Annotated in this window: 16 protein-coding genes and 1 tRNA gene; 10 read left to right on the top strand and 7 right to left on the bottom strand. The window is 60.3% G+C overall.

What is annotated here, in order from left to right; genetic code table 11:
- The first annotated feature begins 16 nt into the window (after positions 1-16).
- Positions 17-769 carry a DUF599 domain-containing protein gene (locus tag VWY60_RS16425; protein ID WP_416541176.1) on the top strand — a complete coding sequence of 251 codons (753 nt, stop codon included), beginning with the start codon at positions 17-19 and terminating at the stop codon, positions 767-769.
- Between the two features lie 36 nt (positions 770-805).
- Positions 806-1,174, top strand: a complete 369-nt coding sequence (locus VWY60_RS16420; RefSeq protein ID WP_416534591.1) for a hypothetical protein — start codon at positions 806-808, stop codon at positions 1,172-1,174.
- 46 nt (positions 1,175-1,220) lie between these two features.
- Here the strand turns inward: VWY60_RS16420 and rlmH are convergent, their stop codons facing one another.
- The 3 genes from rlmH to VWY60_RS16405 form a co-directional block, all read right to left on the bottom strand.
- A complete protein-coding gene (gene rlmH, locus VWY60_RS16415; protein ID WP_416538235.1) occupies positions 1,221-1,691 on the bottom strand; it encodes a 23S rRNA (pseudouridine(1915)-N(3))-methyltransferase RlmH in 471 nt (156 codons plus the stop codon).
- A gap of 84 nt (positions 1,692-1,775) precedes the next feature.
- Positions 1,776-2,144, bottom strand: a complete 369-nt coding sequence (gene rsfS, locus VWY60_RS16410) for a ribosome silencing factor (protein ID WP_416541175.1) — start codon at positions 2,142-2,144, stop codon at positions 1,776-1,778.
- Positions 2,145-2,358: 214 nt separating this feature from the next.
- Positions 2,359-3,759, bottom strand: coding sequence for a mechanosensitive ion channel family protein (locus tag VWY60_RS16405; RefSeq protein WP_340546749.1), 1,401 nt, complete (start codon positions 3,757-3,759; stop codon positions 2,359-2,361).
- 236 nt (positions 3,760-3,995) lie between these two features.
- Here VWY60_RS16405 and VWY60_RS16400 point away from each other — a divergent pair, with 236 nt between their 5' ends.
- From VWY60_RS16400 to leuD, 3 genes are read left to right on the top strand one after another with little or no spacing between them, the layout of a single operon-like run.
- Positions 3,996-4,094, top strand: coding sequence for an isopropylmalate isomerase (locus VWY60_RS16400; RefSeq protein ID WP_241770621.1), 99 nt, complete (start codon positions 3,996-3,998; stop codon positions 4,092-4,094).
- A 55-nt stretch (positions 4,095-4,149) separates the two neighbouring features.
- Positions 4,150-5,553 (top strand): 3-isopropylmalate dehydratase large subunit, encoded by a 1,404-nt coding sequence (leuC, locus tag VWY60_RS16395; RefSeq protein WP_416534593.1) that lies wholly within the window; start codon positions 4,150-4,152, stop codon positions 5,551-5,553.
- Between the two features lie 12 nt (positions 5,554-5,565).
- Entirely contained in the window at positions 5,566-6,171 is a 606-nt protein-coding gene (leuD, locus tag VWY60_RS16390) for a 3-isopropylmalate dehydratase small subunit (RefSeq protein ID WP_416541174.1), read from the top strand.
- Between the two features lie 98 nt (positions 6,172-6,269).
- On the opposite strand, the gene VWY60_RS16385 is transcribed toward leuD, so the two are convergent.
- The gene (locus VWY60_RS16385; protein ID WP_416541173.1) at positions 6,270-7,244 is read right to left on the bottom strand and encodes a DUF2332 domain-containing protein; all 975 of its coding nucleotides are present in this window, start codon (positions 7,242-7,244) and stop codon (positions 6,270-6,272) included.
- A 380-nt stretch (positions 7,245-7,624) separates the two neighbouring features.
- Here VWY60_RS16385 and VWY60_RS16380 point away from each other — a divergent pair, with 380 nt between their 5' ends.
- The 5 genes from VWY60_RS16380 (at position 7,625) to VWY60_RS16360 (ending at position 12,053) form a co-directional block, all read left to right on the top strand.
- Positions 7,625-8,458 carry a hypothetical protein gene (locus VWY60_RS16380; protein ID WP_416541172.1) on the top strand — a complete coding sequence of 278 codons (834 nt, stop codon included), beginning with the start codon at positions 7,625-7,627 and terminating at the stop codon, positions 8,456-8,458.
- Positions 8,455-9,522: an endonuclease/exonuclease/phosphatase family protein gene (locus VWY60_RS16375; protein WP_416541171.1), complete on the top strand. Its 1,068-nt coding sequence runs from the start codon at positions 8,455-8,457 to the stop codon at positions 9,520-9,522. The genes VWY60_RS16380 and VWY60_RS16375 overlap by 4 nt, the downstream gene beginning before the upstream one ends.
- Before the next feature lie 138 nt (positions 9,523-9,660).
- Positions 9,661-10,764: a 3-isopropylmalate dehydrogenase gene (leuB, locus tag VWY60_RS16370; protein WP_340546743.1), complete on the top strand. Its 1,104-nt coding sequence runs from the start codon at positions 9,661-9,663 to the stop codon at positions 10,762-10,764.
- Positions 10,765-10,976: 212 nt separating this feature from the next.
- Positions 10,977-11,933 (top strand): DMT family transporter, encoded by a 957-nt coding sequence (locus tag VWY60_RS16365; RefSeq protein WP_340546742.1) that lies wholly within the window; start codon positions 10,977-10,979, stop codon positions 11,931-11,933.
- A gap of 43 nt (positions 11,934-11,976) precedes the next feature.
- A tRNA-Pro gene (locus VWY60_RS16360) sits at positions 11,977-12,053 on the top strand.
- A gap of 87 nt (positions 12,054-12,140) precedes the next feature.
- Here VWY60_RS16360 and VWY60_RS16355 read toward each other — a convergent pair.
- Genes VWY60_RS16355 through VWY60_RS16345 form a run of 3 tightly spaced genes read right to left on the bottom strand, consistent with a single transcriptional unit; the run spans position 12,141 to position 13,727 of the window.
- Positions 12,141-13,148, bottom strand: coding sequence for a phage late control D family protein (locus tag VWY60_RS16355; RefSeq protein ID WP_416541170.1), 1,008 nt, complete (start codon positions 13,146-13,148; stop codon positions 12,141-12,143).
- Positions 13,139-13,360, bottom strand: coding sequence for a tail protein X (locus VWY60_RS16350; protein WP_027247856.1), 222 nt, complete (start codon positions 13,358-13,360; stop codon positions 13,139-13,141). Before VWY60_RS16350 ends, VWY60_RS16355 begins: the two co-directional genes overlap by 10 nt.
- A complete protein-coding gene (locus VWY60_RS16345) occupies positions 13,329-13,727 on the bottom strand; it encodes a phage tail protein (RefSeq protein WP_416541169.1) in 399 nt (132 codons plus the stop codon). The genes VWY60_RS16350 and VWY60_RS16345 overlap by 32 nt, the downstream gene beginning before the upstream one ends.
- Positions 13,728-13,731 lie beyond the last annotated feature (4 nt).

Raw genomic sequence — 13,731 nt, 5'->3', positions numbered from 1 at the left:
GAGGTAGGGTCGAGCCATGACACTGCTTGACCGTATCGCCCTGTTTTCGCCCCTAGATCTGGCGGCCTGCCTGTTGTTGATGCTCTGCTGGATCGGCATCGGCTGGCGCATTGAACACGCCACTTCGGAGCATCCCTCGGTCTCTGGCCTGATGGCCGAGTTCCGCCATGCCTGGATGATTCAGATGGTGCAGCGTGATCCCCGCATCTTTGACGCCCAGCTGATCGCAAATCTGCGACAAGGCAGCGCGTTCTTTGCCTCTGCCTCGATGATCGCCATCGGCGGAGGGCTGGCACTGATCGGCAATACCGATCAACTGGCCGGTGTGGCGCAGGATCTCAGTCTGGAGAGCGCGCCTGCCTTTGTCTGGGATGTCAAAATCCTGTTGGTGCTGTTGCTGTTGTCCAATGCGTTCCTGAAATATGTCTGGGCGCATCGGCTGTTCGGCTATTGTTTTGTGCTGATGGCCGCTGTGCCCAATACCGACGCCGACCCCCGTGCCTATCCCCGCGCGCGACAGGCAGCAGACCTGAGCATCACGGCCGCGCGCAGTTTCAACCGCGCCATGCGGTCCACCTATTTCGCGCTCGCCGCCGTCGCATGGCTGATCGGACCATGGGCGCTGGTTGCGGCGACAATCGTGACCTTTGCGGTGCTTTATCGGCGGGAGTTTGCCTCGCAGTCCCGCCAGATTCTGCAGCGGGTCCCAGCAAACGCGACCCCACCCTTAAACGAACCCTCAGGATCCGCTGCCAACACAGAGTTGTGACATTACCGCGGCAGGCTTCGGACCTATACTCGCGCCATGACAAAACTCTTCGCCTTGCTCGTGGCGGTAAGCCTGCCTGCGGCGGCGCTGGCCGATGATCCGCAAATAACTGATGCTGTCGCGCAGCAGACAGCTGGCAGCTGGCGCATCAGCGTCACCCTGCGCCACCCCGATACCGGCTGGGGTCACTATACCGACGGCTGGCGGGTGCTCGATATGGACGGGAATGTGCTGGGCCTGAGGGAACTGGCGCATCCGCATGTCAACGAACAGCCATTCACCAGATCACTGGCCGGTGTGGCGATACCAGACGGGCTGGACAGCGTCCTCATTCAGGCGCGCTGCAATGTCGACGGCTGGGCTGAGACAACATATACGCTCCGCCTGACCTGCACCTCATGCTGAACACCGCGCGGTGGCCGGTGCCTGCGCACCAGACGCTCTGCGCCTGCTAAACCCGGTGATAGGGGCTGCCCGCCAGTATGGTTGCGGCACGATAGACCTGTTCTGCCAGCAGCACCCGCACCAGCATATGCGGCCAGACCATCTTGCCCAATGAAATTGAAAAATCGGCTTCAGCGCGCAGGCTCGGATCAATGCCGTCCGCCCCGCCGATCACAAAAGCAACATCCTGACGGCCGGTATCGCGCCAATCAGACAGACGTTTGGAGAAATCCGGCGAGCTGAGCAGCTTGCCACGCTCGTCCAACACGCAGATGACAGCCCCCTTGGGGATTGCCTTGCGCAGCAGTTCCGCCTCAGCGGCCATGCCTGCGTTTTTCTTGTCCTCAACTTCAACAATCCGGCAGGGACCCAGACCCAGCGCACGACCGGTACGGTCAAAACGCTCGATATAATCGTCGATCAGCTGCTTTTCCGGGCTGGCCCTGAGGCGCCCGACCACACAGAAATGGAGTCGCATGAGGAACTTTCGATACGGGTCCGCGCCAGACGCAAAGGGCAAGCTGCGCGGACCGATCTCTTGGAACCGGATCCCGTCGCTGGATCAGTTCTCGCTCTGGGCTGGTGACGTGCCTACGGGCAGCCACATTTTTTCGAGCTGATAGAATTCGCGCACTTCCGGGCGGAACAGATGGACGATGATATCGCCGGTATCGATCAGCACCCAGTCGCCGGTGTCCTTGCCTTCGACCTTGCAGACCATGCCATAGTCTTGCTTCAGGCGGTCGGCCAGCTTTTCAGCCATCGACGCCACCTGACGGGTCGAGCGACCCGAGGCGATGACCATATGGTCGCCAATAGCCGTTTTGCCGCGCAGGTCGATCTGCACAACATCTTCGGCCTTGTCGTCATTCAGCGAGGAAAGAACACGCGCCAGCAGCTCGTCGCTGGTTGGCTGTGATGTGGTAGCCATTACGGCCACTCCGCGACCAGCATCTGGGGCCGCCTGAGGTTCGGGTGACAGGACATTGTCCTCCTTGTAGCGCGCCGCCGGTCCCCCGGCGCTGGGGTTGAGTTAATGTAGCAAGCTACAAGCGGTTTTTCAATGAAGCTTGATGGTCGGCGGCTATGCGTCTTGTGCAGGCGTGAAAGCAGCGCGAAACGCATGGTCGTGCGGCCGGGTGATGTCAGTCCTGAATTGGCCGCGCGGCGGCTTCTGGGCCTGCCCCCGAACCATCCACTGTGCCGCCGCCCCGCCGTGCCTCCGTATCCTGCATTGCGACCGGCAGTGCGTCGTTCAGGACGCGCACTTCCCGTTGTGGGAAAGGTATGGAGATTCCGGCGCCTTTAAAGGCGTCCCAGAGCGCCAGATAGACATTGCCGCGAATATTCGTCAGACCGCCGGTCGGATCGCTGATCCAGAAACGCAGGACGTAATCCACGCTGCTGTCGCCAAAGCCGACGATGTGGCAGACGGGGGCACGCTTGCCACCGCTGAGCACCCGACCCACCGTTTTTGTGGCCTCGATGGCGACGCGGCGCACCTCATGCGGGTCATCATTGTAACCGGTGCCAAAATTCAGATCGAGCCTTACGAATCGGTCCGAATGGGACCAGTTGACCACCTGGCTGGTGATAAAATCCTCGTTCGGGATCAGATATTCACGCCCGTCGCGGGTCACCACGGATACGTAACGGGCGCCAAGCGCATTGATCCAGCCAAAGGTCTCGCCCAGCGAAATCACATCACCCGGTTTGATCGACCGGTCCATCAGGATAATGATTCCCGAGACCAGGTTCGACACCACTTTTTGCAGGCCGAACCCGATACCGACACCGATCGCGCCAGACAGGACTGCAAGCCCGGTAAGATCGAATCCGATGGCGCGAATGCTGAACAGCAAAGCCAAACCATAGAGCACAACCTGCACAGCCTTGCCCATCAGGACCTGCATCGACGGCGAGATATCCTCGTTCCGGCGCAAGCCACCGGCTGCGGCCTGCGTCCCGAGCCGCGCCATCGTCAGCAGCACCGCCCCCAGAACACAGGCTTTCAGGACCGCAAGCAACGACAGGTGCATGGACCCGATATCCAGCGCGACCCCATCGAGGAACTGCGCCACGTCATCGACAAGGTTGAGCGCGACCAGCGTGGCGTAGATCCACAGCGACCATGTCACCAGACGGCGCAATGTCCGGTTATGCACGAATCGGGCCAGAAACCCGATCATCAGCCAGGCCACCCCCAGCGTTGCCGCAACACCGATCAGGTAACTTCGCGAAGGCCAGGTCATCTGCTGCATGACGACATAGGTGCCCCAGCAAAGAATAACGAAGTAAATCAGGGTGATGCGCCGCAGTACCTGCACCAGAACCCGCAAGCGCCACTTGGGCCAGCCGCTTCTGGATCTGGCCCAGCGGTCCCAGCCCGGCTGCGTCACGAGCCTCAGAACATAGGCGACGATGAAGAGACATATGATGATGGCGATCTGATACTGCCGCCAGCCGGGCGTCAGCCCCAACTCCACGACATGCAGGATCTGATCCCAAAGCGTGACCACCGTTGCTGGCAGTTCCAGTTCTTCCATGACGCGCCTCCTGCTTTTCAGGATGCCGATAGAGACCTGCCAAAAGCAAGGGGTCGCGGCCAGGCCTGTCAAAGATTTGGTTGTTTTTGCAACGCGGTAGGTCCGCCCACCCGGCGACAGGAGCTTCATTGACCGCCATTGGCACGACGCGCGCCGGGCGAATGGCACGGTCATGACGGGCTGGCCGCTCAGAACGAATCTTGATTGCCGTGGCGTAGCGCGGTATCCCAGCGCTCATGACGCTCGTTTTGGCCCATCATATCGAACTGCAAGACCGCGCGCGCCTGCGCGAACGGTTCTTTGGCGCCGCCCGCACGGTCCTGGCGCGGCTATAAGGCTGCCGCCAAGCCCTTTTGCCAGCTACATTCCAAAAACTACGGGAGAGGACTCATGTCCCCCAAGACGCTCTACGATAAAATCTGGGATGCGCATGTCGCGCATGAAGCAGAGGATGGCACCTGCCTGCTCTATATCGACCGCCACCTGGTTCACGAAGTGACCAGCCCGCAGGCGTTCGAAGGCCTGCGCATGGCGGGCCGCAAAGTGCACGCGCCCGAGAAGACCATCGCGGTGCCGGACCATAACGTGCCGACCACACTGGACCGTGCCAAAGGCATCGAAAACGAGGAAAGCCGTATTCAGGTCGAGGCGCTCGACAAGAACGCCCGCGAATTCGGCGTGCATTACTACCCGGTGGATGACATTCGCCAGGGCATCGTGCATATCGTTGGCCCGGAACAGGGTTGGACCCTGCCCGGCATGACCGTGGTCTGCGGCGACAGCCACACCGCCACCCACGGTGCCTTCGGCGCGTTGGCGCATGGCATCGGCACTTCCGAGGTGGAGCATGTGCTGGCCACCCAGACGCTGATCCAGAAAAAGTCCAAGAACATGAAGGTGGAGATCACCGGCAAGCTGAAGCCGGGTGTGACTGCCAAGGACATCACCCTGGCGGTGATCGGCGAGACCGGCACCGCCGGCGGCACCGGCTATGTCATCGAATACTGCGGTGAAGCGATCCGCGACCTGTCGATGGAAGGCCGCATGACCGTCTGCAACATGGCAATCGAAGGCGGCGCTCGCGCAGGCCTCATCGCACCGGACGAGACCACCTTTGACTATGTCAAAGGTCGCCCGCACGCCCCGAAAGGCGCCCAGTGGGAAGCGGCGCTGAACTGGTGGAAGACGCTTTACACCGACGAGGGCGCTCATTTCGACAAGGTCGTCACCCTGAAGGGCGAAGATATCGAGCCGGTTGTGACCTGGGGCACCAGCCCTGAGGACGTGCTGCCGATCACCGGCGTGGTGCCGAACCCCGAGGATTTCGAGGGCGGCAAGGTTGAAGCCGCGCGCCGCTCGATCGAATACATGGGGCTGACCCCCGGCCAGAAGCTCACTGACATCGAAATCGACACCGTGTTCATCGGCTCCTGCACCAATGGCCGCATCGAAGATCTGCGCGCTGTTGCCGAGGTGGTGAAGGGCAAGAAGATCAAGGAAGGCATGCGGGCGATGATCGTACCGGGTTCCGGTCTGGTGCGCGCTCAGGCCGAGGAGGAAGGCCTGGCCGAGATCTTTGCCGAGGCCGGGTTTGAATGGCGCCTTGCGGGTTGTTCCATGTGTCTGGCTATGAACCCCGATCAGCTGTCCGAGGGCGAGCGTTGCGCCGCCACTTCGAACCGCAATTTCGAGGGGCGTCAGGGCTACAAGGGCCGCACCCATCTGGTGTCGCCTGCCATGGCTGCCGCTGCCGCGCTGACCGGCAAGCTGACCGATATTCGCGAGCTGATGTAAGGAATACGCCCAATGGATAAGTTTCAAAAACTCACCGGCGTCGCCGCACCGATGCCGCTCGTCAATATCGACACCGACATGATCATCCCGAAGGTGTTTCTGAAGTCCATTCAGCGCACCGGGTTCGGCAAGAATCTGTTCGATGAGATGCGCTACAACCGCGACGGGTCTGAGATTGCGGATTTCGTGCTGAACAAGCCGCAGTATCGCAACGCCGAGATTCTGGTTGCAGGCGACAACTTTGGATGTGGCTCCTCGCGCGAACATGCGCCCTGGGCGATCAAGGATTTCGGTATCAAATGCGTGATCTCGACCTCCTTTGCGGACATCTTCTACAACAACTGCTTCAAAAACGGGATCCTGCCCATCGTATTGCCGCAGGAGCAGGTTGATCTGCTGATGAAGGACGCGGAGAAGGGTGAGAATGCCCGTATGACCGTGGATCTGGAAGCACAGGAAGTCACCACCTCCGACGGCGAAGTCGTCGCATTTGAAGTCGACGGTCACCGCAAGCACTGTCTGCTGAACGGGCTGGATGATATCGGCCTGACCTTGGAAAAATCCGCGTCCATCGCCAGCTTTGAAGACAAGGCCGCGCAGGAGCGCCCCTGGGTCTGACCCGACGGTTCAAACCAACTATGCACAGAAAAGCCGCCCCGCATGGGCGGCTTTTTCCATGAGGCGGATCGCGGGCGAAAATCGGCAAACTCGAGGTTTCAACGATTTTCTGGCAGCCACTCGATCGCCTGGCCATGCGGGCCGGTCCAGGCCAGCGGATGGCCATTCTGCGTCAGCAGAAACATATTGTCCCGCACCGGTCCCGCACGGTCCGCAAACTGCGGGAAGACCCGCGTACCCTCGTTGCTGATCCAGATCGCCCCGCTGTTCAACATCATTTCCGCGAAGGCGTCGCGCTGGCCCTGATCGGCAACATAAGTCACCACCGCTGTATGAAAGACGACAACCGTCGCCTCGGAAGGTGCCTTGGCAATTAGAGCAGGCAGATCCTGGGTCAGATCCCCGGCGACAATCGACGGAGGAGCCTTCCTGGCAACGGCGATAGCGGCGCGCAGCCTGTCGAGGCACGACTGATGTTCGGGCCATATCAGGTGTTCGAGCCAGCGGACATCCGCCTCGCAATTGACATCAAGCGGGTTCAGATCCAGCCCCGCGCGCCAGATGATTTCGGGATGCGCCCGCGGCAAAGGTGTACCGGGTGACGCATTGCAGATCATCACAGGGGCACGAACCCCGACTTGCTGCGACGGCGGCAGCTGATAACCTTCCCAATCATAGCCATAGTAGTCCGGCAACAGACAAAGCCCTGCGGATGCTCCGACCTCAATCAGGGCAATCGGTCCCATGATCTGGGCCAATACGGGCAACAGGACCGCACAGCGTCCCGGCTCGTTCGTCTGGGTTGTCCGGCACAGCATCACGGCTGCGATATCATCCCCCTGCTTGTGGATTGCCCTATCCAGCCGGTCATCGCATGGGATATCGCCTGTAACCGAACGCAGTGCCGCGAACAGCAGATTCGGTTGCTGGCGATCCGCAGGGAGCGCTGACAGGAACGCCAGACAGCGCGGCGAGCGGGCCACCTGCAATGCAAGCCGTTCGTAAATCAGCGACTGACCTGCAGCCTCCACCTGCGCGAATCTGGTGTAACGTGCGGCAATCTCGCTGGTCATGGCTCCCCCGGTCAGATGGTGCGGCGGTTGTCAGTGCGCTGACTGGGCTGAGCTGCGTCCCCTCGTCCCGTGAAACGATTCTACTAGCCCTTTACGGCTGACATTCCACAATATCTTGTGAAGAAGTCGATAAGCCATTGTTTTCATTGCAACTCAAGATATGCAACTGATGCAAACCGGCACCAGTCTGCAACCCAAAGTACACGGAAGGATCCCAAATCACGTCATCAAACTTGAGCAAATTCCCGCTGACAGGCAGAAATAAGGCAGAAATGAGGCAGCGCTCGGCAACAACATTTCATCAAGAAATGACTCCGAGCATCAAGTTGGAACAACGGCACGGCAATGCACCGGCCAGTCCAGTTTGAAGGGATCGAAGCGTGATTGCACGGATTACAGGCGCGGCCATCCGCGGCATCTTTGTTGCATTGTTGATCGCAATGCCATCGCTGTTGTTGCCGGATACGGCAACCAGATCACCGGAGGTGATTGCCCTTCTTGCGATCCTCGCAGCGGCGCTGACTTTTGCCGAATATTTCTCAAGCTACCCCAGTTTCGTCGAGTTTCGCGAAGCCCCGCCGCTGAACCGAATGCGGTTTATCGCCTTGGCGCTGATTGTCATTCTGGTCAGTCTGCTGGCGCGCCACCCGATCGAGGCAACAGCCCTGACGTCGCTGGTGCATGGGCTGGCCTCCTGGTTAGGAACTACGCTGGATTTTGCCTTTTCCCCCGTCCAGCTTATCGGGTTGATGATGCCAGCGCATGTGGAGCCTGAACTGGTGACCCGGGTGATGGCAGCGGCAGCGCTGACCTATATCGTTGCACTGCTTGCGATCACTGGTTTTGCTTTGGCGATCCGGCTTTATGACTGGCCGCTCGGTAATGGGCCCTTCAACGTCTGGACAAATCTGCCGCTCTTCGACCCGACAACCGGCGGCGATGTGGTCGAACGACTGCAACGGGATGCGCGCATCAATATTGTTGGCGGGGTGCTTTTTCCCTTTGCGCTTCCGGCCGTTGTCAAACTGGCCTCGGGCCTGGTCGATCCCGGTCTTTTGTCCGCCCCGCAGACGCTGGTCTGGGTCATCGCCGCCTGGGCGTTTGTGCCTGCCTCCATGGTGATGCGCGGTCTTGCCATGCTGCGTGTCTCCGACCTGATCGCACAGAAGCGCCGCGCTGCTTACGCCAGTTCCGAGGCGTTGCAGACCGCATGAGAGCGCTGGCCACCCTGCTGCTGGCCGCCCTCTTTCCGCTGATTTGTCATGCCCAGCCCCAGGTCAAGCCACTGATCCGTATCGCCAGTTTCAACACCGAGCTGTCGCGCAAGGGGCCGGGTTTATTGCTGCGCGATCTGCGCCGCGGCGAAGATCCACAAATCACCGCCATTCTGGACAGCCTAAGTGCGGCAGAGGCTGATATCCTGCTGTTGCAGGGCATTGATTGGGATCACGATGGTCACGCCATCGCCGAGCTGCGCGATCAGCTGGACAAACGCCTGCCCCGCTATGATCACATCTATGCCCCACGTCCCAATAGCGGGTTGCACACCGGGCTGGACATGGACGGAGACGGGGAGCCTTCGACCGCCCGGGATGCGCAGGGCTATGGCCGGTTTACCGGACAGGGCGGGCTTGCGTTGCTGTCGCGGTTTCCGATCCTGCATGCCAAGGCGCGCGATCTCTCCGATCTGCTGTGGCGGGATCTTCCCGGAGCCATCCTTCCTGCCCACCCCGATGGTCGTCCGTTTCCCAGCCCACAGGCGCTAGCGATCCAGCGCCTGCCAAGCACCGGCCATTGGATCGTCCCGATCCTGTTGCCCGATGGTTCTGAACTGTCTGTCCTGACCTTTCAGGCGACACCGCCGCTGTTTGACGGCCCTGAGGGTCGTAACGCGTTGCGCAACCGGGATGAGATCCGGCTCTGGCAGGTGTTGCTGGATGGCCGGCTTGGCCCCGTTCCCGCCGAACCCTGGGTTATCGCTGGCGGTGCGAACCTTGATCCCGACCGGGGGGCAGGCTATCGGCAGGCCATTGCAGATCTGCTCCGCGACCCAAGGCTACAGGACCCGCGCCCGGTGGATCAGACCGGAGGCGCGGAAACCGTAAACTGGGGCAGATCCGGCCGTATGCGCGTAGACTACATCCTCCCGTCACAGTCTGCGCAGGTCGTCGCCTCGGGACTGATATGGACCGAAGACATCGCGGATCGGTATAGCGGTTCTGAGCGCCCTGCCAGCCGTCACGCTCTGGTCTGGACAGATTTGCAAATCCAGAACTAAGGTCACGGCAACAAGATGGCGCAGGAACCGCCCTCTCAGCCATAAAAACAAAGCGATGGCGCGCTATATGCGCCCGGAACATTGACCCACGGGCGATGTGCCGTTACCCCCGGCTGCAAGCTTTCAAGGAGTATCCCTATGTCCAACCCATCGATTCTGATTCTGCCCGGCGACGGGATCGGCCCCGAAGTCATGGCCGAGGTCCGCAAGGTCATTACCTGGTATGGCGAAAAGCGCGATCTACAGTTCGATGTGAGCGAGGATCTGGTCGGTGGTGCCGCCTATGACGTGCACGGCAAACCGCTGGCGGATGAGACCATGGCAAAGGCGCAAGAGGTCGACGCTGTCCTGCTGGGTGCCGTGGGTGGCCCGAAATACGACGATCTCGACTTCTCTGTGAAGCCGGAGCGTGGGCTGCTGCGCCTGCGCAAGGAGATGGATCTCTACTCCAACCTGCGCCCGGCGCAGTGCTTTGACGCGCTGGCGGATTTCTCCTCGCTGAAGAAGGATATCGTCGCGGGTCTCGATATCATGATCGTGCGCGAACTGACCTCCGGCGTCTATTTCGGCGAGCCGCGCGGCATCTTCGAAGAGGGCAACGAGCGCGTCGGCATCAATACCCAGCGCTATACGGAGTCGGAGATCGAGCGCGCCGCCCGCTCTGCGTTCGAACTGGCGATGCGCCGGAACAAGAAACTCTGCTCGATGGAAAAAGCCAACGTGATGGAATCCGGCATCCTGTGGCGCGAGGTGGTGACCCGCGTTGCTGCGGACTATCCCGAGGTCGAGCTGTCCCACATGTATGCCGATAATGGCGCCATGCAGCTGGTGCGCGCACCCAAGCAGTTTGACGTGATCCTGACCGATAACCTGTTCGGTGACATCCTGTCCGACTGTGCTGCTATGCTGACCGGCAGCCTGGGCATGTTGCCCTCTGCGTCCCTTGGCGCACCGATGGCCAATGGCCGTCCGAAAGCGCTTTACGAGCCGGTTCATGGCTCCGCCCCGGATATCGCGGGCCAGGGCAAGGCCAACCCGATCGCCTGTATCCTCAGCTTTGCCATGGCGCTGCGCTACAGCTTTGATCAGGGCGCCGAGGCTGATCGTCTTGAAGCGGCGGTCGAAAAAGTTCTCGCTGATGGCCACCGCACCGCCGACCTGCTGGGCGAAGAAGGCGTATCGCCGATCAGCACCTCGGACATGGGCGATGCGATCATCGGCGCCCTCGACGCGAGCCTGTAAGGTTTCGGTCCATTGATCAGCGCGAGGGCCATATCGGGCCCTCGCAGCACCGTAGCCAGCCCTCGTCGGACCTTCATATCCGCGGTGCAGGAGGCCGGCGAACCAAGAGCGTGCGGCTCCATGCGCGCGAACGGGTTTTAGTATTTTCCTGATAATGTTAGCGCTATAGTGCAATAGCTCGCCCGCCCTGTTGCGCTTAGTCGGATTGTCCCATGAACATAAAAGCCGCCCTGCTTGCTCTTTTGGCCTATGCGATATTTTCAACCCACGACGTGGTGGTAAAGGTGCTTGGCGCAGATGTGTCGCCGATTCAGCTGGTGTTCTTCAGCAGTCTTCTGTCATTTCCGCTGCTGGTACTGATGCTGGTCAAGGATGCAACCCAAGGCCACCTGCGACCGGTACACCCCTGGTGGATGACGGCACGGTCGGCGACGATGGCGGTGATTCCGGCCAGCGCCTTTTATGCGTTTTCAGAGCTGCCGCTCGCCGAGACCTATGCCCTGCTATTTGCCACGCCGCTTCTGATTACACTGCTGTCGATCCCGATTCTGGGCGAACGTGTCGGCTTGCCACGGCTGGCGGCCGTTGTGGTCGGGTTCATCGGCGTTATGGTGGTTTTGCGCCCCGGTGCGACCAGCTTTGGCCTCGGTCATGCGGCGGCGCTCTTCGCCGCACTCTGTGCGGCCTTCCAATCGGTTGTACTGCGTAAAATCAGCGCCGACGAACGCCGGGTGGTATTGATGATCTACCCGATGCTGATGACCTTTGCGGTTATGGGCCTGGCTCTGCCGCTGGTCTACGTCCCCATGGATGGCGTGACCTTCAGCGGGATCGCGGTCGTCGCTCTGTTCGGGTTTTGCGCGACCCTGCTGACGGTCAGCGCCTATACCATTGGCGAGGCGGCGATTGTCGCCCCCATGCAATATTCACAGATCATCTGGGCAACGATATTCAGCGTGGTTCTGTTCAATGAAAAGGTCGACCTGATGACACTGGTCGGTGCCGCGATAATTATTGCCAGCGGTATTTTCATCGTGTTGCGCGAAGCGTTTGGCGGGCGTTCGGACAACACCCCGGTTCTGCGCACCCGGACCCGTGGGTACACGGCTGGCGGCACCAATGTGTCGCTCATGCTGAAACGGCAAAGCCCGGAGAAACCGGCGGAATAGGGCTTGCATATCCAGCCGCTGCCGTGTAATTCCGCGCCACGGTCGGAGCGTAGCTCAGCCTGGTAGAGCACTGTCTTCGGGAGGCAGGGGCCGGAGGTTCGAATCCTCTCGCTCCGACCAATAAAATCAATAGCTTGCACAACCACAAAAGTGGGCTGTTTCTGTTACTAGTAACGGAAACTCCGATGAAGTGGCTGCCGCACCATTCTATTTGAGCGGTTCGGCTTCGATATTTGTGCGATATCCACCGCTATCGAGTTGATGCACAGCACGGCTGATCAGCCATTCCCCGTCGACGTATGACCGGAACCCAGCTGCCGACAGCTTCGCCTCGGCCATCGCGTCAGGATCGCCCGGCATGGTGACAGATAGGCCACGCCCTGCCCTTTTGAGCCGCTGCAACTCCGACGCCGCGGCCTGCTCTGCTGCATCCTTGTTCGGGAACCGGCGCTTGAGGCGTTGCTTTGGCTCGCCTTCACCCGCGGTGCATTCGACCGGTTTGCCTTTGCCATGATCCTGATAGACCGCAACGACAGAGCCCGCTTTCTCTCGGGTTGAATTTTGGTACTGCCAGCGACTGATCTTCTTCGGCGTGATGCTGAGCACCGGCATAGGTGCGCCGGATGCCGTCAGGCTTTCACCACGCTTTGCCATGATCAGTCGGCCATTCCCCGGCTTTGCGATTGCATCATGGTCCCGCGCGATCCGAGACAGGAGATTGATATCGCTCTCGTCAATCTGGTCGATATGAGACAGAACCACCTTTGCCAGGCTCTCAGAAACCGCATGCTCGAGGCCGTGCTCTCCCGCGATCTTCTGCACCAGTGCGCTGATCGTGGTGCCGCTGGGCCAGCTGCGTTTCTTCTGGTCGGTCAGCGCGGTCTTGCCGCTTGAGGTTTCGCCATTCACCGACGCAATACCGGTGATCGTCATCTGATCTGGCGGCCCTCCGACAATTACGTTGTCCGCGATAAACAGACCCATGTATTTCAGCTGAAAGGGATAGCCTAGCCAGACCCGGATCTCGGCCCCGGCCTTTGGCTCAGCCAGCCGCCCGAATAGGGTGGTGTCACTCAGGATAATCTGCACATTGTCAGACTGGACACCAGCTGCGTCGGTCAGCGAAAGGCTGATCAGCCTGGGGGCCAGGGTGCTGCTGATGTCTTTTCCGTCCACCTCGACCCGAAAAAACGGCCTGAAATCCATCAATCCCATAGACGGATCGCCTCCGCTTCCTTGGGGGTGTCAATTTCCGGCAGCCTGATCCGAGTACCCAGTGGCAGCACCGGCCCCAGTGCCGCAAGGCCTGGGTTGGCCTCAAGCACGATCTCAAGCGCCCCGGCTATGCGGTTGCCATAATGCCGCCAGACGATTTCGTCTGCGGTTTCACCCTCTTTAGAACGGTAGAAGACTGCGGAGTCCGCCATCATATCTCCTAATGCTGATCGTGAATTCCTGCCGAAGCGGGGCGCCTTGGGCCGCAAATATGCGTTGACCCTCGCTGACGGATTCAACCACCCAAATGCCGAGCACCCGACCGGTGCCAGCGACAAACGGCAGCGGAAAGCCAAGCGAGGCGGTGCGGCGCATCTTGTCGACCTGCCCCAGTCCACCCCGAAAATGCGGATAGATCACTCCCTGCAGAGTGATCGTGTCGGACCCGAACCCGGTGAACTGCAGGGCGTCCGAAGCGCCTACCCGCTCCTGTGCGGCCCAGCGGTATTCGGTGGAGCGTTGCAAGCTCTGATATGCAGCATTGTTGATGCTGAATTGATAGGTGCCGAGCTGCAGCATTGTT

The sequence above is a fragment of the Phaeobacter sp. JH20_26 genome, assembly GCF_048056275.1.
Classification (GTDB): Bacteria; Pseudomonadota; Alphaproteobacteria; order Rhodobacterales; family Rhodobacteraceae; genus Phaeobacter; species Phaeobacter bryozoorum.
Note: the sequence above shows the minus strand (reverse complement) of the source record. Positions and strands in the feature narration are given on the sequence as shown.